We start from the raw sequence: 19,818 nt of genomic DNA, 5'->3' as shown, positions 1-19,818 counted from the left end.
GCTTGAATAGCTCATCGATTGTTGTTACATTTTTAAAAGCGAATTGACTTCGCAAATATTGTTTGGGTTTGATACCAAGTATCAAACCGCCCTACACATATTTGGTTTGTCGAAACAATGTTCAGTTTTCAAAGGTCTACCATGTCATCCGCTCTCGCAGACAACTTAATCATCATATCATTTAACTGATTTGATGTCAACAAGAAGTTTGATTTAACAACGTTTCTCGTTGATTCGTTATCAAGAAGCGACAACTTAATTAATATAACATTTTGTCACCATCTTTGTCAACAACTATTTTCAACTCATTGAATTGGTCTAGTTGGTGAATCGCCGTGACAACATATATAACTATACCAACCACAACCCCTACCGTCAACTAAAAAACGCAGAAAATGTAAATTATTTTCAAAGCCGAATGGTTGTTGTGAAAATACAAAAAACGGCCGAGTTAACCGGCCGTTTTGCCAGGGCACGCCTGGAGATGGTTCGCATCACATATTATTCTTTTTGTAATCCGGAAATGACTCCCACTAGGAAACCAGCCGCAATTATGCCATCAACCACAGCACACAGCCAAAATAAAACCGGGAACGAGCTGAACTGGGCAATCACTACCCCACCAATAACTGGTCCCAGAGCTTTACCTAAGGAGGAAAATGCATTGACGAGTCCTTGGTACTTGCCTTCATTCCCAACCGTATACAAATTGATCAAGGCCGGGACTCCGGGAACGTAGATGGCTTCACCAATTGTCAGTAACGTCATGGCGACAAATAAGATAGCGACACCTGAGTGGTTACTTAATAGAAGAAACGAGCCACCGATGGCCACCAAACCAATTAAAATTTGCCAGGGTAATCCCTTGCTACGACTGAACTTTGCCATCAACGCTTGCACAATAATCAGTAACACCCCATTGTAGACCCACAGCGTGCTGTAGAGCTTGATCCCCAAGCCTTCATTTTGAATGTAGACCGAGACGTTACTCATCCACTGGGCGTACGTCACCCACATGAAGACCAAGCTCAAGAGAATGACTACCAGTTGCCCGCGAGACAAGTGACCGGTAGCCACCGGTGCTGCCGATGACCTGGCGGCTGTCTCATACACAGCCTGCTGGCTAGCTTGACGTTCGAAGTGGCGCGCATGTCCTGTCCATAAGATTGCTGCGAGCACGTAGCATCCCAAGAGCAAGACAAAGATGGGTCGTAAGCTGCCGTGATAGAGAATCCCAATGCTAGCGGTCCCGACGACTAAGCCAACATTAATGAAGATATACAACAGATTAAAGAGCCGACCATCCAAATGACTCAGTTGGGCGGTCATGGCCGTGATCAATGTCAACATGCCCCCGGTCAGTAGCCCGAAGATGACCAGCACGATGGGATAACCAATCAGGCCATTCCAGAAGAACCCGGCCCCGGCGTCTACGATCAAGGCGAGTAACATGCCGACCCCCACGCGGCGCGCCGAATAGCGATCAGTTAACACACCGCCCAGATAACCGCCGAGCACGTTACACCCCGAGTAGGCTGCTAGAACCAGTCCGCTTTGGACCAGGTTCAAATGCAGGTCACCGTGCAGATAGATTGTCGTTAGCGGCCACATCACGCTGTACGCCGTATTCACCAGAAATCCCAGCACCAGTAATGGCCACATCTTTCGAATCAGTTTTACCATGACGTTGTTGCCGCCTCCTTTAGCTTCAGATATTGTGCTAAGTCTATCATGCCGAATGGGGGTGCCGAAAGGGAATTTCAAAAATGCGTTAGACAAATTTTCAATTTTGTTGGTCAAATTAACTGTCGAAATTCGTTGTAAACGCCTTCATTCGGTTGTTTCCGCTTTATGGCTTGCTTATTCGGCCGAAATCAACTAAATTTAAGGGAGGTCTGGATTCATTGTCACTTTGAATCAATACTTAATAGGAGGACACAACATGGGTAACAGCAAAAATAATAATGCCACGCCGGCCGATCTGAACGATCAGATGCAGGTCCGTCGGGATAAAATGAATAGTTTACAAGAACAGGGCATCGCGCCTTTCGGTCACCGCTTCGATCGAACTGACAACAGTAAGACACTTGTCGAGAAATACGATAAGTACGATAAAGAAGAGCTGATGGAAGACAAACATTATGTTGCTGTTGCGGGTCGGATTACCGGTAAGCGTGGCAGTGGCAAGGCCGGCTTTATCGATTTGCTCGACAGAACTGGTGTCATCCAAGGGTACGCTCGCCAAGATGAACTGGGCGAAGACAAGTACGCTTTGTACAAGACCCTTGACTTAGGGGACTTCATCGGTGCTAAGGGTTACATCATCAAGACCAACACCGGCGCCCTCACCCTGCGTTTCACTGATTTCGAATTCTTATCTAAGGCTTTACGGCCATTACCTGACAAATACCACGGGTTGACGAACCCTGAAACCATCTACCGTCAACGTTACCTGGATTTGATTGCTAACCGCGACAGCTTTGACCGCTTCATCAAGGTCACCCAGGTCAAGAAGGCCATTCGCGAATACCTGGATAACCAAGGCTACTTGGAAGTTGACACCCCTGTGCTCCAAACGGAAGCCGGTGGTGCGGAAGCGCGGCCATTCGTGACCCACTCCAACGCCTTTGACATTCCATTGTACCTGCGGATTGCTACGGAACTTTACTTAAAGCGCCTGATCGTTGGGGGTATGGAAAAAGTCTACGAACTGGGCAAGGACTTCCGGAACGAAGGGACCGACTTACGGCACAACCCTGAATTCAACATGGTCGAAGTCTACACGGCTTACGCAGACTACACCGACGTCATGGACTTGACGGAAAACATCTTCCGCTTCGTGGCCAACAAGGTCAACGGTTCTGGCCAAGTCACTTATCAAGGTAAGGACATCGACTTGGATTCCGAATTCAAGCGCGTCCACATGGTCGATGCCGTCAAGGAAGTTACCGGGATTGATTTCTGGCAACCAATGTCTGACGACGACGCCAAGAAATTAGCCGCCGACAACGGTATCCACGTGGAACCTTACTGGAAGGTTGGTCACATCATCAACGCCTTCTTCGAAGAAAAGGTTCAAGACACGTTGGTTAACCCAACCTTCATTTACGGCCACCCGGTTGAAATCTCCCCACTGGCTAAGAAGAACCCTAAGGATCCTCGGTTCACTGACCGTTTCGAGCTGTACATCGACGGCAACGAATACGGGAACGCCTTTACGGAATTAAACGACCCAATCGATCAAAAGCAACGGTTCGAAGCCCAAGACGCCGAACGTGAAGCTGGTAACGAAGAAGCCCACGGTATCGACACGGACTACGTCGAAGCCATGGAATACGGGATGCCGCCTACTGGTGGTCTGGGTATCGGTATCGATCGGATGACGATGCTCTTAACGGACGCCGCTTCAATCCGCGACGTTATGCTGTTCCCAACCATGCGTCCTAACGACTAGGCACGAAAAGAGGCAACGAAATGAAAGCAAATCAGTTGATTGCGTTACTCCAGGAACATGACTTATTTCTGAGCACAACGCTACCATCAGACGACACGGACTTTGCTTCACTGGCCTATGATTCACGCCAGGTCAGTGCTAACGGACTCTTCGTCTGCAAAGGCTTTAATTTCTCAGTTGACTATTTAACTTCAGCGATTCAAAACGGCGCTAGCTGCTACCTGGCTGAACAGGATTATCACGTAGCGACGCCGGTCATCTTGGTCAAAGACGTGCGTAAAGCCTTGTCACTGGCCGCGCAACTGTACTTTGGCTTCCCGCAAAATGACCTCTTCGTCATTGGCTATACGGGAACCAAGGGCAAAACGACCTCGACGTACTTGACTACGAACATTTTGGCGCATGCGTTTCCTAAGCAAGTTGCCATGTTCTCGACCATTAATCACATCATTGGTCCGCGGCCGCAAGACCAGTTCAAGGCCCATCTCACCACGGCGGAGTCCTTCGACATCTTCCATGAAATGCGCCAGGCCGTCGACAACGGCGCCAAGGTTCTGGTCATGGAAGTGGCCTCACAGGCTTACCTGCTGTACCGAGTGTACGGGTTGAAATTTGACGTGGGACTCTTCCTCAATATTTCGCCCGACCACATCGGGGTCAACGAACACCCGAACTTCGCGAACTACCTCTTCTGCAAAATGCAGTTGATGATCAATTCGCGTAATTGTATCATCGACGCCGATATGGACCATTTTGCTGAGGTGTATTCAGCGGCCAAGGTCTCAACCGACCCCGATCACATCTTCACGTACGGCTTTAACCAGCCCAACGCGACCTTGTCGATTGGCAACAACACCGCCACGCTGACGGATAGTGAGTTCGATCTCACCGTCCACTCTAGTAACCCGGCGTTGCAAGACCTGGCGGACCACTACCACGTTTCCGTACCTGGCGACTTTAACCAAAGTAATGCCACGGCAGCAATCCTGGCCAGTCGCTTGGCCGGCGCCCAGGTGGCGGACATGCAATACGGGTTGGCTAACACCACGATTCCCGGGCGGATGGAATCCATCACTACCCAGCATCACGGGACGATTTACATCGACTACGCCCACGATTGGGGCAGCATGAACGCGCTGTTGCGCTTCTTGCACACCCAATTCCCCGACCACCACGTAACCGCCGTTCTCGGCAGCACGGGTGATAAGGGTGAGGACCGGCGCGAAGGCTTTGCCAAAGCGCTCAACCAATTTGCGGATACTGCGTTTCTCACGACGGACGATCCGGGTCACGAAGACCCCATCGCCATCGCCAAGGAGATTGACAGTCACATTGACCACGATAAGGTCACGACGACCATCATTCCCAAACGTGAGGACGCGATTCGCCACGCCATCACCACCGCCACGAACGACGACCTGGTCGTCCTCGCTGGCAAAGGTGAAGACGCCTACCAGAAGATCAACGGGGTCGATACCCCTTACGCCACTGACCCAGTTGTGGCCAAAGACGTGATCGCTGATTTGGCGGATGAAAAATAAGTAATTGAAAAGGAGATTGACCGTTCCCAATGTGGAATGGTCAATCTCCTTTTTTAATGAAAAATGCCTACTTGCGACGCCGTTTCCGCCGCTTCTTTTGGCTGTATTTGATCTGCTTAATGTGTTTCTTGTGGGTCAACTGCCGGTCGGTCGTAAAGAGTTCTCGACTGGTCGTGGGATGAGCCCGCAGGTATTCCTGCGTGAAGGCATCTACAGCTTTGGTGTCGGTGGTATCGATCTTTTCATTTTGCATGGCCGTGGTCAGGTCTTCAAAGAAGCTCTCCAACTTGGGGTCGTACATGGTGACCAACGCCGTGTGGTGCTCGCTGACCCATTTTTCCAGGTCGGCTGCCGCGGGTAGTTCCTGCTGGTCGGCCAAATAGCCGAACAATGTGGTCAGCGCAAAGGGAACCAGGTTGAACAAGGCAGGCACCCGGTCGGCCTCGTCCAACAGGTGTGTGAACGGGCCAAACATGATTTCACTCAGCGTTTGGACGTCCCAGTCTTGGGGTTGTTTGCCCTTACCCGTGATCATGAGCTCCGCAGTCGTGTGGACGATGGTCACGAAGTTTTGCAAATCACGCTGTGACAGGTTGGCCACGTCGGCCTGGTCCGTCATGGCTTGGACCCACTGTTCAACTTGGGCCACCACGCCCTCATAGGCCGTCTGTTCACTGGCAGCGTCGGCGTGTTTTTCGACCAAGGCCGGCCGTGCATCCTTTAAGGCCGCATCTAAGGCCGCCAAATTGGGCAGCTGTTGGGCCTTGAAATAAGCCGTCAGCACCGGAACAACCGCCACAAAGTACAGGTGCGGCTGATCAACCATCGTTGGTAAGGCCGCTAAAGTCGCGGCTACCTGCCGGGGCGTCCAGTCACCCTGCGCCATATTGACCGTTTTCCGAACGTGCAACACGTCCGCCAAAATATCGGCAGCGTATTTCTGTTGATTAGCCGATAATGAAGCCAACCGTTGCGGCGTCAGGAATTCTGCCGGCGTCAACGATTTGGCAGTTGAATCTGATTGTTCCATTACTTTCATTCCCCTATCTTGAAGCTCTCAGGTCTATTATAGAGAAATTCCTTAAGAAAAAGCAAATCGCAACCTTACTCCTCACGCTTTTGAAAACGGAAGTCCCGACCACCGTAGTCTTCAACATATTGATACAGAATTAGTTCCATCACCGAAATCGTCGAAATCCGTGAACTAATGTCGGTATCATTAATGGTGACCCCGTCCGTAAAGATGTAGAAATTAATGTCGCTCAAATTTTGAATCGTATTATTATCTGGCTCAGTAATCGACACCAGGAGTGGCTTGGGTTTCTTGTCGACCAGCCGACTCATGATATCCAGCATCTCGCCGTCAGAACCCGCGTAAGTCAAGATGAAGACCAGTGCATCCCCGTCAATTTGGCTCAAAGCCTGGCGCCGAAAGTCATGGTCTCGTGGATAGTGGGTCTTGAACCCCGCCATGGTGTACAGGTAATCAATGTATTCGACCGCATGCTTACTGACACCCTTGGCGAAGAAGAACACATCCGGATGAGCCGCCAGCCGCTCCACCACTTGGTGTAGGCGTTCTGGCTGCATGACCCGGACCGATTCACTGATATTCTTCAGATATTCCTCCCGGTAATCCGTCTGTTTCACCACAAACGGGGTTGCCTGCTCAGAATCCTGCCGATTGATCAATGTGAATTTGATGACCGTGGTAAATTCACTGAAACCAGAGAACCCTAGCTTTTTCACGAACCGTAAGAATGTCGCCGTCGACACGTAGGTAGCTGAAGCGACCTCCCGGATACTCTGGTTCTTGATCTGATCCATATTTTTCACGACGTAGTCAAACAACTTTTGCTCGTTGGCTGTCAGACCACTGAGATGTGCATTGACGATTTCAAAGAAGTTCATCGCTACTTGCCTCCCATCTGCCGTCCCGGAACACCAGCGGCAATCGTGTGAATATTCCCACCACCAGTCAAAATTTCTGTCGCCGGTACGGGAACAATCTGCCGATCCGGATAAAGTTTGGCCAATTGCTGTTGGGCAACTGCGTCTTGGGGGTCATCAAAGGTTGGCATCAAAATGGCCTGATTGGTCGTGATGTAACTGACATAGCTAGCCGTCAGCCGTTGACCAGCCACCCGCGGCAACATTCCGTTGATGGGGTCCACGCCATTAGCTTCTTCTTCACTTAACTTCAAGATTCGCGGTGTCTGTAGTTTGTGAATCTTGAAATGGCGACCCTGGGCATCAGTGGCGGCGGCTAAAATAGCATAAGCCTCCTCGCTGATTTCGTGTTGCGGGTCCGATTCATCAGCCGTCCAAGTCAGCACCAACTCCCCTGGCGCCACAAAATTCAGCATATTATCAACGTCGCCGTTGGTCTCGTCCATGAAATACCCTTCTGGCAGCCAAATCGTCTTGGTCACGCCGAGGTAATCGTGAAAGATTTTTTCCGCATCAGCCTTCGTCAAACCACCAGGGTTGCGGCCTTCAGACAAAACGACACTTTCGGTTGCAATCAAAGTACCCTGACCATCGACGTGAATCGCACAGCCCTCGAGCACAGTATTTACTTGATAGACCGGAAACTCCTGTAAGTCAGCGACCTTTTGCGCAATTTGATTGTCCTTATCCCAAGGAAAATACAAGCCATCCAACAGGCCACCCCAAGCATTGAATTGGAAATCAACGGCGCGAATCTCACCAGCATCATTGACGACGTAAAATGGGCCGCAATCCTTCATCCACGAGTCATTACTACTCATTTCCACCACGCGCACAGCCGGGGAGAGTTCAGCCCGAGCGTGGGCGTACTGGTCCTGATTGACCAGCATGGTCACGGGCTCAAACTGGGCAATGGTCTCAGCTAACCGGGCAAACGCCTTCTGTGCTGGCTTGCCACCCTCTCGCCAATTGTCCGGTCGTTCGGGCCAAATCATGTAACTGGCTGCTTGATTCTCAAATTCTCCCGGCATCCGGAACCCGTCCGCTGCCGGTGTTTGTGCTAATCTCATTCTACTCACTCCGCTTATCTCATCATTTTTAGATCGGTTCAGCAGTGACGAGGTCATCCCCATCCCCTGAAAGGTTTTCAGCATATACTGGTTAAATATCTTCCACAATTCTACACTAATTTGACTGCCAACTGATCATTTTTCTATGTACAACTGGCGACATCAACCGCAGTCGATGTCGCCAGCCCGTGCTATTTACTTCCGGATGATGGTCCCAGAACCATTGGCCAAGAAATCACCAACATTGGCCAAAGACGTAATGACCACCTTGCCATCAGGCCGGTTGTTCACGAAGTCTAAGGCTGCTTGGATCTTAGGTAGCATGCTTCCCTTAGCAAATTGATTCTCTTGAATATACTGATTCAATTCGGCTGAGGTCACGTCAGTCAGTTGCTTTTGATCAGGCTGATTGAAGTTCACGAAGACGTGATCAACGGCCGTCAAAATAATCAAGAGGTCAGCGTGGACTAATTCAGCGAGTTTTTCAGAAGCAAAGTCTTTATCGATCACAGCTTCACGACCGACTAACTGATGCCCTTCGCGGACGACCGGAACGCCACCGCCACCGACCGAGACGGGAATGACCCCCGCATCGACTAGGGCATTGACGACCGCCGACTCCTTCACGTTGATGGGCTTAGGTGAGGCCACCACTCGCCGGTAACCTCGACCAGCATCTTCAACATAGACGTTGTCTGGGTGAGCTTGCTTTTCTGCAGCAACTTCGGTCTCAGTATAGAACGGACCGATTGGCTTGCTGGGATCCGTGAAGGCTGGATCATCGGGGGCGACTTCTACTTGTGTGACGACCGTTGCGACATCTTGGGTCAAACCTTCATCAGCCAAGGCTTTGTCCATCGCATTTTCTAACCAGTAACCAATGCTACCTTGCGTCATTGCGACAGCTGTATCCAGTGGCATCGCTGGGTTCTTGGCTGTGCTGCCAGCAGCTTGCTGTAACAAGAGGTTCCCCACTTGAGGGCCATTCCCGTGAGAAATAATCAGCTGGTCACCTTGCTTGACGAATTGGACCAGTGACTTAGCCGTTTTTGCCAACGCCGCCTGTTGAGCCGCCGCCGAAGCATCGTCAGCTAAGATGGCGTTACCGCCTAATGCAACTACAATTTTACGTTTTGTCATGATGGATTCACTCCTTATTCTTTAACAGAAAAGGCCAGGCTCTTCACCTGACCTTTCACAGCTCCTACTTAAGCTTCAGGAACTTGTTGCGTAATGCAGTGGATATTACCGCCACCGAGTAAGACTTCACGAGCGGGAACGCCCACAACTTTGCGGTCTGGGTAAAGTTCTTCCAGTGTTGCTTTGGCCTTCTCGTCGGCTGGGTCACCGAACAGTGGGAAGACGATACCGCCATTAGCCGTGTAGTAGTTCACGTAGCTGGCAGCTAAGCGTTCGCCTTCGGTCCGTGGTAAGGTCCCATCAACAGCGTCGACGCCTTCGCTTTCTTCCTTGGTAATGGTGATTGGCTTTGGCAAGTAGAGCTTAACGACCTTGATTTTACGGCCCTTAGCATCCGTTGCGCTTTCCAAGATATCCAAATTTTCCTTAGAGATTTCGTATTGTGGATCGTTCTTGTCATCCGTCCAAGCCAAGGCCACAACGCCTGGCTTCACGAAGTTGGCGATGTTGTCTACGTGGCCGTTGGTTTCGTCCAAGTAGATCCCGCGCTTTAGCCAAATGACCTTCTTCAGGTTCAGATGTTCCTTCAATACTTCTTCGATCTGTTCCTTGGACAGTTGTGAGTTCCGCCCGTCAGATAAGAGGCATTCTTCGGTCGTGATCAACGTCCCCTCACCATCGACGTGGATGGAGCCGCCTTCCAAAATGAAGTCATCCAAACGGTACCGGTCAACGTGTTCCAGTTCCGTCATCTTTTGTGCCACGCGGTCGTCCTTATCCCAAGGGAAGTAGAGGCCATCGACCAGGCCACCCCATGAGTTGAACGTCCAGTCAACGCCCCGCAGGCCGCCCTTGTCATTCTTCACAAAGGTTGCGCCACAGTCACGAATCCAGGAATCATCATTCGACATTTCCACGACTTCCACGTCGTCAGGCAACATGTTCCGGGCATTGGCAAATTGATCATCGTTCACGCCAACCGTCACGTGTTCAAATTGCGAAATGGCTTTGGCTACTTCAACGAAAGTCTTTTGCGCCGGCTTCCCACCATTACGCCAGTTGTCTGGACGTTGTGGCCACAAGATGTAAACACCTTTGTGGGGTTCAAATTCACCAGGCATGCGGTAACCGTCTTGTTTCGGGGTACTATCTAAAGTCTTCATAATTTATTTCAGCTCCTTATTCTAAGTTCGTATTTTCTTTAACCGTCGTAGCAGTTTCTGCTTTCGGGGCGTGGTGCTCGGCGTACCGAACCACGATTTCACCAACCACTAAGGTCAAAATCGTTCCAATCAAAACGGGCATTTTGGCAGAAATTTCTGCGGCTGATGAATTCATTGGGAATACCGAGAAGATGATCGTCAAAATCAGTAAGACTTCGGGTACCCAGGTCATTAAGTTTACCATAACCCGGCCACCAGGAATCTTGAATGGCCGATCAGCATCTGGATCCTTACGACGCAATTCCCAGAAGGCCGGGAACATCATCGTGTAGGATAACAGTAATGCCACCACGTTCAGAGAGAAGAACGCCCAGAAAATATCTTGATTCGGGATAAATGGACTGGCAATGACCAGCACTGAGGCAACGACACCATTCAGGTATCCGGTCCCAACTGGCATGCCCTTAGCATCTTCCTTGCCGAAAATCTTAGGCAAGACGTGATCTTTGCCGGCATAGTCGGCCACGTAGTTCACACCTAACGCCCAGGAAATCATTTCGGAAACTAAGATGTACAAGAAGAAAATCCCAATCAAAACAACAAACCAATTCATATGACCAATCAGCAACACAAAGCTGTCAATCAGACCGCTGGAAGCAGACAACTTGTCTGTTGGAATGGCGGCCCCCATCCCGAAGGCCCCTAACAGGTAGGAAACGGCAATCAGGATACCACCAATGATGATGGCTTGGGGAATCTGTTTCTTAGGGTTGTCCATGTCATCAGCCATGGTGGCGACGACCTCAAACCCTAAGAAGTTGAAGATAATCACGGATAAATTACTTAATCCAGAGAGATTCATTTGTGGCAATAAACTGTGAACGGTGAAACTATTGGCGACACCGCGTGTTGCGGCGACGTAGATTCCTAGGCCACCTAAGGCCAGGATCGTGACGATTTTGGCAAACGCCGCCAGGTTCATGATCCATTTACTCTCAGAAACTGGCTTATTCCCAACTAGCACGACAAACCAAACAAACGCGAGTTGAATGAGGATCGAGCCCCAGGTGTTCACTTTAAACTTAAAGATCTGTTCGGCAATTTGAACGAATAACACCGCCAAACTGGCCATCCACAACGGATAGTTGATCCAGTATAACCAGGCCAGTCGACCACCCCAGCGGGGGCCAAAGGCTTGTTTGACCCAGTCATACAGCCCCCCATCACCGGTGTAAGTCGTCCCCAACTCGGAAGAAATCAAGCCGTATGGGATAAAGAACAAAATCAGTAAGAAGAACCACCAGAAGAACTGGGAGGGTCCAATGGCAGCTGCGGGCGCAACTGACTCGACGACCATTACCACGACGACCGCCATCAGGACGGCATCGAATAATTTAAATTTTTTCTTGTTAGTGTCCATGATCCTATCTCCTCTAGTCCGCGATCGTTTGGTGCCGTGCGGATCTCAAACTGACAAACGGGTTACTTCGCATTCCGTTCGTCAACGGCGTTCCGCAGCATCAGTTCAAATTCAGCATCGTACTTGTCGGCAACGGCCTTAGAAGCGTACTTTAATTCTGGATTCAACAGGTAAACGAAGATAGCGCGCATCGCCGTCTTGCGGTTTTCAGCTTCATCCCAAACAATGGAGTAATCGGAATCAATGACTTCGTCGGTCACTTCTTCACCCCGAGTAGCTGGCAAGCAGTGCATGAACTTCACGTGATCAGAAGCCTTGGCAACTAAGTCAGCGTTGACTTGGTACTTCGGGTAGAAGATCTTCATCCGGTCATCCTTGGACAATTCGGCTTCGTACAGACCGTACCAAACGTCGGTGTAGATGAAGTCGGCATCCTTCAAGGCTTCATCAGCATCTTCGGTGACTAAGACAGAACCGCCAGAGACTTCAGCGTTCTTCTTGCCGATAGCCAAAGTTTCAGGCTTGATTTGGAAGCCTTTAGGGCCAAATTGTACGAAGTCCATTCCCATCTTGGTAGCCATGAACATGGTGGAAACACAGACTTGGGTGGCGTCGCCGACGAAGACAATCTTGCAATCGCTGAGCTTCTTACCCTTTGGCAAGTGTTCCGTCATGGTAATGATGTCCCCAAGTTCTTGGGTTGGGTGGTTGTAGTCACTCATGAAGTTAACGACTGGGACTTTAGCAAATTTTCCAACTTCAGCAACGGTGTGGTGACGTTCAACCCGGGCACCAATGATATCGAGGATCCGGCCCAGAACTTGTGAGGTATCTTCAATGGATTCGTGACCACCTAATTGAATTTGGCCGGGTGCTAAGTATTGGGCATGGCCACCTAATTCAGTCATGGCAGCTTCAGCAGAGGTCCGGGTCCGGGTGGAAGATTGTTCAAAGATCATTCCCAACGTCTTGTTCTTCAGCAGTGGTGGGTAGTAACCGTTTTTGATGGATTCCTTGATCTTGATCCCCAATTCAATCATGTATTGGATTTCGTCTTTCGTGTAAGTGTTGGTGTCAATAAAATCACGTTTAGTCATTTCAATTACCCCTCTATAAGTTTATTTGTGTAGTTCGTATCAATTGATTACGTGCTTAGCATAAAGGAAATATGCAGCCTTGGGAAGCGTTTTCAAAGAAGCTGACACCCGCTATACCGGGGTGTTTCTCGTTTCATTTGGTGAAACATGTTTCGTTGGTTGGGGGCGCTAAGACCCGCGCCCACTGGAGTCGTCAATTCAAGGGTGACCTATCTTTGATACACTTCGTGAAATATGAAACATAGAATCACCACTCCGGTACACCGGCGATTCTGCCGTGATTTTATACATAAAGCCGAAAATTATTCATCATTTTCCGCGACAATACAAAAAAACTCGCTAATCCTCTGTCTCAGGATTAACGAGCTTCTTGGTGTGGTCATTATTCTTTTTGATCAAATTCTTTTACCCAGTTATGCAAATCGATACTTGCCTGGCGTCGATTCACCTCCGCCCACGTGTAGGGAAAATAGTTTTTCCAAATATCATCCGTAAAGGCGGCTTCATAAGCCTCTAGTTGTGGTACCACCGTGCGATCTGGCTTTAACAAATTAGCGATTATTTCCAGACCCACCGTTGAAAAACAGGTGGTCACAATCTTGCCGGACTCGTTGGTGACAAAACCATTTTCATCGCCATTCAAGAAGGAGAAGACATCTCGTTCGACTTCTTCCAGCTTACGTTGTTGTTGGACCTTATAGATATTCCATTCATTCAGCGTTGGGTAATACATCCAGAAATAATAATCTTGCAAAAACAATGCATAATTACCGGAAAATTTAGTTGCCGGTTGTCCGTCTGGGCCAGACGCCCGCGAGAACACCGAGGCATTATCCAGCAGATTTTCAATGGTGCCAAACGGATTGCCTTGCTTGATAAACATTGACAGATAGCGCATTTGTCGCTTATACAAAGCAATTGCATCATCTGGTGTCATCGCGCGTACCGTGGTCAACGCCAGAGACATGTCGACCTTGTCAATGTACCGAATCGCATCGGCAGGTAATTGTTCTGTTCCCCGTAAACGCATGACATTATTCTTGAATTTAGCCAATAGTTTTTGACGCGATTGATTGTCAGGTAAGCGATTCGTCGGAAACGACTTTGCATAAACATACGTATCGCCTATCGAGGCACCCCAAGGAAGCTTCGAATGTAAATAGCACTTCATCGCTTCAGCTTGAGTCAACGGATAGCTGGGGAAATTCTCAGTCGTGTCGCTGTTCTTTTGCTGCTGCATTCTGTCCACTCCTTTATACACAAATAGGTAGTAGCCCAATCCTGCTGCTAAAAGTACACTGCTATACATATTCAAAGCTCCCTTCTATAATTTGTTATCTAATACGATACACCAAACTGTTCAAAAATAAAGTAAAGCCCGTTATTTTTTTAAAGTTCAATTGTATTTTTTCTTAAGTATCCTCCCCTATTCTATCAGAACAGAAAAGGGGTAATCCCGTCAAAATCCGACGAGATTACCCTTTTCCATTCTTCCTGAAAGAAGTTGAGACTTACAATGCTGAAATTGCTTTATTCAGCAAAGCGATAATGGTGCTAGTTGAGTAGAGTTGCAGAATTTCATTAATTTGTGGTGCCGATTGCGACCCCGTAAATGAAACGTTCAGTGGGAAGTAGAGGTTCCGGCCCTTAACCCCCGAGTCTACGCTAACATCTTTAATGATTTGGTTAAAATCACGAACCACCGCATCTTCTTGCAAGTCTTGAACATGATCTCTGAAGCTCTTCAAAACTGCTAGTGTTTCGTTTCTGTCGAATTGATTGAGTTGACTGTAATCAATCACTTCGTCCAGAATATTCGAGTACCAAACAATCTTTTCCATAATTTGACTCAGTTGATAGACTTCCGTTTGATAGATCTTGCAAATTTGCTTCGTAAATCCACGTAAGTCAGGCAATTGTAAGCCTTGGACTTGTTTAGCAATATCCGTTTGACCTTCATCAACCAGGTTCAACACCCGATCTGTCATGTCATCCAAGTCAAGTTTCTTAATGTACTCTGCGTTTGTCCAATCCAACTTGTTTTGGTCAAAGTAAGCTGGTGACTTAGACATCCGACTAGGATCGTACAATTTAATTAACTCTTCACGCGAGAAGATTTCCTTTTCACCAACAGGAGACCAGCCTAAGAAAGCAATAAAGTTAAAGATTGCTTCACTCAGGTAGCCTTGATTCTTGTATTGGCTAATAAATTGCAACGTTTCCTTGTCACGCTTACTTAACTTCTTCCGCGTCTTGGGATTGTAAATTAACGTGATGTGACCAAAGTTAGGCGGTGTGATTCCCAAAGCTTCGTACACAGCAATTTGCTTAGGGGTGTTCGCAATGTGGTCATCCCCACGCAAGACGTCTGTGATATCCATCAAGTAGTCATCAATTACAACGGCAAAGTTATAGGTTGGCATTCCATTACTCTTTTCAATAATGAAGTCACCACCCATGTTGTCAGAATTAAATGACACATGTCCTTTGATGATATCATCCCACGCATACTCATGGTTAGCCGGTAAGTGCAAGCGAATACTTGGCTTCAGCCCTTTTGCCTCAGCTGCTTGTTGTTCGGCTTCACTCTTACCATACCAACGGCCATCATAATGCGGTGCTTCACCCTTAGCGCGTTGTGCATCCCGCATCTCCGTTAATTCTTCTTCAGTTGCGTAGTCCTTGTAAGCCAGTCCCTGATCTAATAGCTGTTCAATGTAACGGTGATAGAGGTCTTTTCTCTCGGTTTGGTGATAAGGGGCGTACTTGGGATTAGGCTTATCTGGCCCTTCATCCCAGTCGATTCCTAGCCAATGCAAGTTCTCAATTTGGCTATCTTCACCATGCGGTACATTCCGCTTAACATCAGTATCTTCAATCCGCAGCACCATCGTTCCGTTATAGTGACGCGCAAACAAATAGTTGAATAAGGCGGATTGGGCGTTACCGATATGCAGGAAACCAGTTGGACTGGGGGCATATCTCACCCGTACGTTCTTTCTCAATCCTGAATTTTCACTCACACTAATTCCTCCTCTATGCTCTTACATTTACGAACTATGATTCAAGTGCTGGCTTAGCCTAAAGCTTAGTTGTGGACCGTGGTCTTGTTATCAGCATCGGCGTCAGCAGCATCTGCTGTCCCAAAGCTGTGATTTAAACCATCAACAGCCAACTTCAAGTCAGCCAAGAAGTCATCTGCAATCGTCATGGTCATTGAAGGCCGCACAACGATCCGACTGATGGTAACATCGTCACGGTTCTTTGGTAGTGGGTAAGCTGGTACTTGCCAGCCATACTTAGCCAATTCAGATTCCAAGTCGTACAATGTCCACTTAACATTTGCATCATCAGCTAATTTCCAGCAATTGATTGGTAATTGTGACCCATCGACTAAAATATCAAAGATCCCGTATTTCTTTAAAGCTTCGGTCAATTTCAGAGAAACCTTCCGAACATTTTGCATAATGGCCTTGTATCCGTCTTTACCAAACCGGATAAAGTTGTAGTATTGTGCACTGATATGCGCCCCACTGTGGGAGAAGTTAATGGCAATGGAGTCAACCGTCTTACCTAAGTATGGAACTTGGAAACGCATTTCTTCTGGCAACGTGTCAGAATCATTGTGACGCCATACGATCCACCCTAAACCTGGGTAAACCATACCGTACTTGTGTCCAGAAACGTTGATGGAAACAACGTTCTTCAACCGGAAGTCCCAAGGCTTGAAGCCGTCAACAAATGGGGCAAACAACCCACCGAAGGCAGCATCTACGTGAATGTGGACTGGCATTACGGCCGTCTTGTTGTACTCAGTAACTAATTGATCCAAGGTTTGGATGTCATCAACTGAGCCAGTGTACGTAATCCCTTCAATACCGATAATACCAATAGTATTTTCATCAACATAACCCATGACACTGTCCATATCCAATGATACTTGATCGCCGTTGATTGGAACTTGACGCATTTCAACGTTCCAGTACGTGCAGAACTTTTCCCAAACAACTTGGTAACCAGACATGATAACCAAATTAGGCTTGTGGGTGTGTAAGTCATCAATGTCAAAACCTAAGTTCTTGGCACGATGCTTCCAGCTGTGCAGTAAGGCCAAACCACCTAACATGCACCCTTCAGAAGAACCAACTGTCGAAGTCCCGATGAAGTCATCGTAGATCTTCTCGTTGTCAGGAATACCCCAAAGGTGGGCAATCATGCTGACACAGTAGTTTTCCATAGCAGCCGTCTTTGGGTACTCAGACTTGTCAATCGCGTTAGTGTTCAACGCGTTCTTCATCAACTCATCTGCTTGTGGTTCCATTTGCGTCGTGCAGAACGTTGCCAAGTTTTGGTTAGCCTTGGCTTCGTTCAACCGATAGTGTTCTACCAATTGCGCCGCAACATCAGGAGCCATTGGGTGCTCTGGTAAAGTGTTCGTTGGCAATGACTTGCCAGATTCAACGCTACCGAGGAACGTCTTTTCTAAATCAACATCACTGATAATCTGCTGCGTTTCCTGATCCTGTTTAGTCATAATGTGTTGTCATACCTAACTTACAGGTATGGCTTACCTCCTTAATAAATATATTTAGCTTACTTAGTTTCCTTTTCCAATGATTCATCCGCTGCGACACCGGGTACCTTATCAATGTTGACACCCAGTTGATTAGCCCACCGTTCGTGGAACCGATACAAAATAAACGGTAAGACCAACATAACTACAAACGCACTGATCAAGAGAATTGAGTACGTATGCTTAGACGCTAATGACAAATCAGCTGGTGGGAAGAAAGTAACGACAAATCCAAAGGCTGACAAAATAAATCCTAAACTACCGTAAACAATCCGTAAGGCACTCGACTTAGAAGCTACGAAGCTTCGGTGGAGATCCTTGTAACGGAACTGTAAGACTAAGTAACTAATGAACATGAGCATGTACATCAAGGTGTACAGTGCCACCGTTAAACTCATGGCGATTTGGAAGGAAAGGCTCGACTTATTCCCCCCGGCACCAAAGGTCAGCAGTGCACCGACGATAGAAACAATAACCCCTTGAAGAATCATGACATTGGTTTCAATACCATACTTATTGGCCTTAGAGAACCGTGGTGGTAGATAACCTGCCTTAGCGGCTTCAAACATCCCGGAGTTTGGACCAACTACCCAACTGCTGATTTCACCAAGAACACCAACAGCCAGTAAGAACCCAGTTAACTTTTCAACAAAGACTACGCTGACGCCGTAATCCTTAACCAATGCACCGTATGCGTAAACGATCCCGTTACTCAATTGAATTTGATCATTAGGAATCGTCATGGCAATTGCCATACTACCGATGATATCGGAGCAAATGGCCGCGATTGCCAAGGCCATCATGACCTTAGGATAGACGCTAGGCTTGTCCAAGTCCTTAACGTGTGGCGCAGAACCTTCTGCCCCCGCAAACGCTAAGATGAATGGCACAAACCCAACCAGCACGCTACCACTCCAATTCTTAGGCAGAATCGTGTGTACGTTAACATCGATCATGGTTGGATTGCCTTTAACTAAATACATAATGAATAAGAAGAGCAAGAAGAAAACAGGAATAATAACGCCCAACGTGAAACACCATTGTGCAATCTTACCAGTAACACTTGTCCCTCTTTGCTGCAGAGCAATCAATCCCCAGAGAATAACCATCATCAAAATAAATTTGACCAGAGGATTATCTGTGATGATTGGCAACCCAAACGTTACGGAGAAACAACCGATAATGAAGTACATCATCGTGTTCATACCCACCGTAATGTGAATCCATTGATAGAACAATGCCGACCAACCGGCGCGTTCACCTAGCATATTTCGTGACCAAGTAAAGATACCACCCTTACTCCAGCCATCAATAGAGGCCATTTCCCCTGAGGTTCTTGTTACTGGTAAAAACCAGAGAATCCCAGCTAGGAATAGGTAGAAGAACGCTGTCGGTCCTTGCTTAGCAAATGCCGCAAAACCATAAACCGTCATGACCATGGAGGTGGTCATTGAAAATAACTGGAATCCAGTTATCCGGTTAGCTTTTTGCGTATCAATCTGCTGTCCAGACTTATTTTCATCCACTTTGTACAATCCCTTCGCATCAAATTGAAACGATTGACCGTCTCATCGTTGAAACGGTTGTTAGCGTTTTCAATTTGAATATTGAATACTCGGCCGAGTATCGAAGATTACCCACAAAACCAGTTTGCGGATAGTTATTTTGTTAACAAGTTCAGGGTAATCCCCCGGCCCAAAATAGAGAATAGACAGTGGATGTGTTATGTATAAGAGTTAGACAGATAATAATTGTTGTTTAAATAGTGCCATTGCTTTATCACTTATGCCATCAAACAATGTACCCACTTGTTGCCTACTGACTTTACTGACACTTTCAACCAGTATTGCCGGATTCTCTCGTAATCCATCGCGAAACCAGTTGCGGACTATTCCTTGCAGCCCATATTCAAATAACAATAATCCAGATTGATCTGTAATCTTTAGCTGAGGACACTCCTGTTGCAACGATTTTGTTAACTTAGTAACAATCAAATCGATGACTTGCAAGATAAAATCATCCCCGTACGAATACGCATGAGACTCGCTAATGTGCTGAAAGAAATTCTGATGCGTATCAATATAGCGGAACAGACTTAGATACAACTCTAACCAATTGGCAGCCGTAACTTCCCCCACTAAGCGATTAGCATCCTGGTACAACTGATACTGCAAGCAGTCATACTTATCTTGAAAATGGTAGTAGAAAGTTTGCCGGTTAACATGGCTTTCCAGTACCAAACGCTTAACTGTTATTGAGTCAAACTGTTCATCTGAAGCCATTTTTTGCAGCGTCGCCCCCAGAATGTCTTTCGTTCTTGATTCCATACCCTCATCTCCATTTCCATAGGTTGCTCCAAGGTCAATTTTGCCCCGTGGCAATTCAATTTAGTATAGACACATTTGAGGTT

Annotated in this window: 15 protein-coding genes; 2 read left to right on the top strand and 13 right to left on the bottom strand. The window is 47.7% G+C overall.

Annotation, left to right across the window (positions count from 1 at the left end; genetic code table 11):
* Positions 1–501: 501 nt before the first annotated feature.
* Positions 502–1,683 (bottom strand): MFS transporter, encoded by a 1,182-nt coding sequence (locus EKM83_RS00945; RefSeq protein WP_125574773.1) that lies wholly within the window; start codon positions 1,681–1,683, stop codon positions 502–504.
* A 259-nt stretch (positions 1,684–1,942) separates the two neighbouring features.
* Here EKM83_RS00945 and lysS point away from each other — a divergent pair, with 259 nt between their 5' ends.
* Both lysS and EKM83_RS00935 read left to right on the top strand, forming a co-directional pair.
* Positions 1,943–3,454 (top strand): lysine--tRNA ligase, encoded by a 1,512-nt coding sequence (gene lysS / locus EKM83_RS00940; protein WP_125574772.1) that lies wholly within the window; start codon positions 1,943–1,945, stop codon positions 3,452–3,454.
* A gap of 20 nt (positions 3,455–3,474) precedes the next feature.
* The gene (locus EKM83_RS00935) at positions 3,475–4,995 is read left to right on the top strand and encodes a UDP-N-acetylmuramoyl-L-alanyl-D-glutamate--2,6-diaminopimelate ligase (protein WP_125574771.1); all 1,521 of its coding nucleotides are present in this window, start codon (positions 3,475–3,477) and stop codon (positions 4,993–4,995) included.
* Positions 4,996–5,062: 67 nt separating this feature from the next.
* Here EKM83_RS00935 and EKM83_RS00930 read toward each other — a convergent pair whose 3' ends face one another.
* The 12 genes from EKM83_RS00930 to EKM83_RS00875 form a co-directional block, all read right to left on the bottom strand.
* Positions 5,063–6,025: a hypothetical protein gene (locus EKM83_RS00930; RefSeq protein WP_125574770.1), complete on the bottom strand. Its 963-nt coding sequence runs from the start codon at positions 6,023–6,025 to the stop codon at positions 5,063–5,065.
* 74 nt (positions 6,026–6,099) lie between these two features.
* Positions 6,100–6,906, bottom strand: a complete 807-nt coding sequence (locus EKM83_RS00925) for a MurR/RpiR family transcriptional regulator (RefSeq protein ID WP_125574769.1) — start codon at positions 6,904–6,906, stop codon at positions 6,100–6,102.
* A gap of 2 nt (positions 6,907–6,908) precedes the next feature.
* A complete protein-coding gene (gene aguA / locus EKM83_RS00920; RefSeq protein WP_125574768.1) occupies positions 6,909–8,015 on the bottom strand; it encodes an agmatine deiminase in 1,107 nt (368 codons plus the stop codon).
* 195 nt (positions 8,016–8,210) lie between these two features.
* The gene (gene arcC / locus EKM83_RS00915) at positions 8,211–9,155 is read right to left on the bottom strand and encodes a carbamate kinase (RefSeq protein WP_125574767.1); all 945 of its coding nucleotides are present in this window, start codon (positions 9,153–9,155) and stop codon (positions 8,211–8,213) included.
* A 68-nt stretch (positions 9,156–9,223) separates the two neighbouring features.
* Positions 9,224–10,318, bottom strand: a complete 1,095-nt coding sequence (gene aguA, locus EKM83_RS00910) for an agmatine deiminase (protein ID WP_125574766.1) — start codon at positions 10,316–10,318, stop codon at positions 9,224–9,226.
* Positions 10,319–10,334: 16 nt separating this feature from the next.
* On the bottom strand, positions 10,335–11,738 hold the full coding sequence (locus EKM83_RS00905) for an APC family permease (RefSeq protein WP_125574765.1): 1,404 nt from the start codon (positions 11,736–11,738) through the stop codon (positions 10,335–10,337).
* Positions 11,739–11,800: 62 nt separating this feature from the next.
* On the bottom strand, positions 11,801–12,835 hold the full coding sequence (gene ptcA / locus EKM83_RS00900; RefSeq protein WP_125574764.1) for a putrescine carbamoyltransferase: 1,035 nt from the start codon (positions 12,833–12,835) through the stop codon (positions 11,801–11,803).
* 382 nt (positions 12,836–13,217) lie between these two features.
* Entirely contained in the window at positions 13,218–14,075 is an 858-nt protein-coding gene (locus tag EKM83_RS00895; protein WP_225418599.1) for a hypothetical protein, read from the bottom strand.
* A 271-nt stretch (positions 14,076–14,346) separates the two neighbouring features.
* The gene (gene gltX, locus EKM83_RS00890; RefSeq protein ID WP_191987388.1) at positions 14,347–15,858 is read right to left on the bottom strand and encodes a glutamate--tRNA ligase; all 1,512 of its coding nucleotides are present in this window, start codon (positions 15,856–15,858) and stop codon (positions 14,347–14,349) included.
* Positions 15,859–15,923: 65 nt separating this feature from the next.
* Positions 15,924–17,369 carry a glutamate decarboxylase gene (locus tag EKM83_RS00885; RefSeq protein WP_125574762.1) on the bottom strand — a complete coding sequence of 482 codons (1,446 nt, stop codon included), beginning with the start codon at positions 17,367–17,369 and terminating at the stop codon, positions 15,924–15,926.
* A 59-nt stretch (positions 17,370–17,428) separates the two neighbouring features.
* Positions 17,429–18,934 carry an amino acid permease gene (locus EKM83_RS00880; protein WP_125574761.1) on the bottom strand — a complete coding sequence of 502 codons (1,506 nt, stop codon included), beginning with the start codon at positions 18,932–18,934 and terminating at the stop codon, positions 17,429–17,431.
* A gap of 210 nt (positions 18,935–19,144) precedes the next feature.
* Positions 19,145–19,735 (bottom strand): TetR/AcrR family transcriptional regulator C-terminal domain-containing protein, encoded by a 591-nt coding sequence (locus EKM83_RS00875; RefSeq protein WP_125574760.1) that lies wholly within the window; start codon positions 19,733–19,735, stop codon positions 19,145–19,147.
* Positions 19,736–19,818: the final 83 nt, after the last annotated feature.

The sequence above is a fragment of the Levilactobacillus angrenensis genome (assembly GCF_003946085.1).
In the GTDB taxonomy this organism is placed as follows: Bacteria; Bacillota; Bacilli; order Lactobacillales; family Lactobacillaceae; genus Levilactobacillus; species Levilactobacillus angrenensis.
This window is presented reverse-complemented; position numbering and strand designations above follow the sequence as displayed.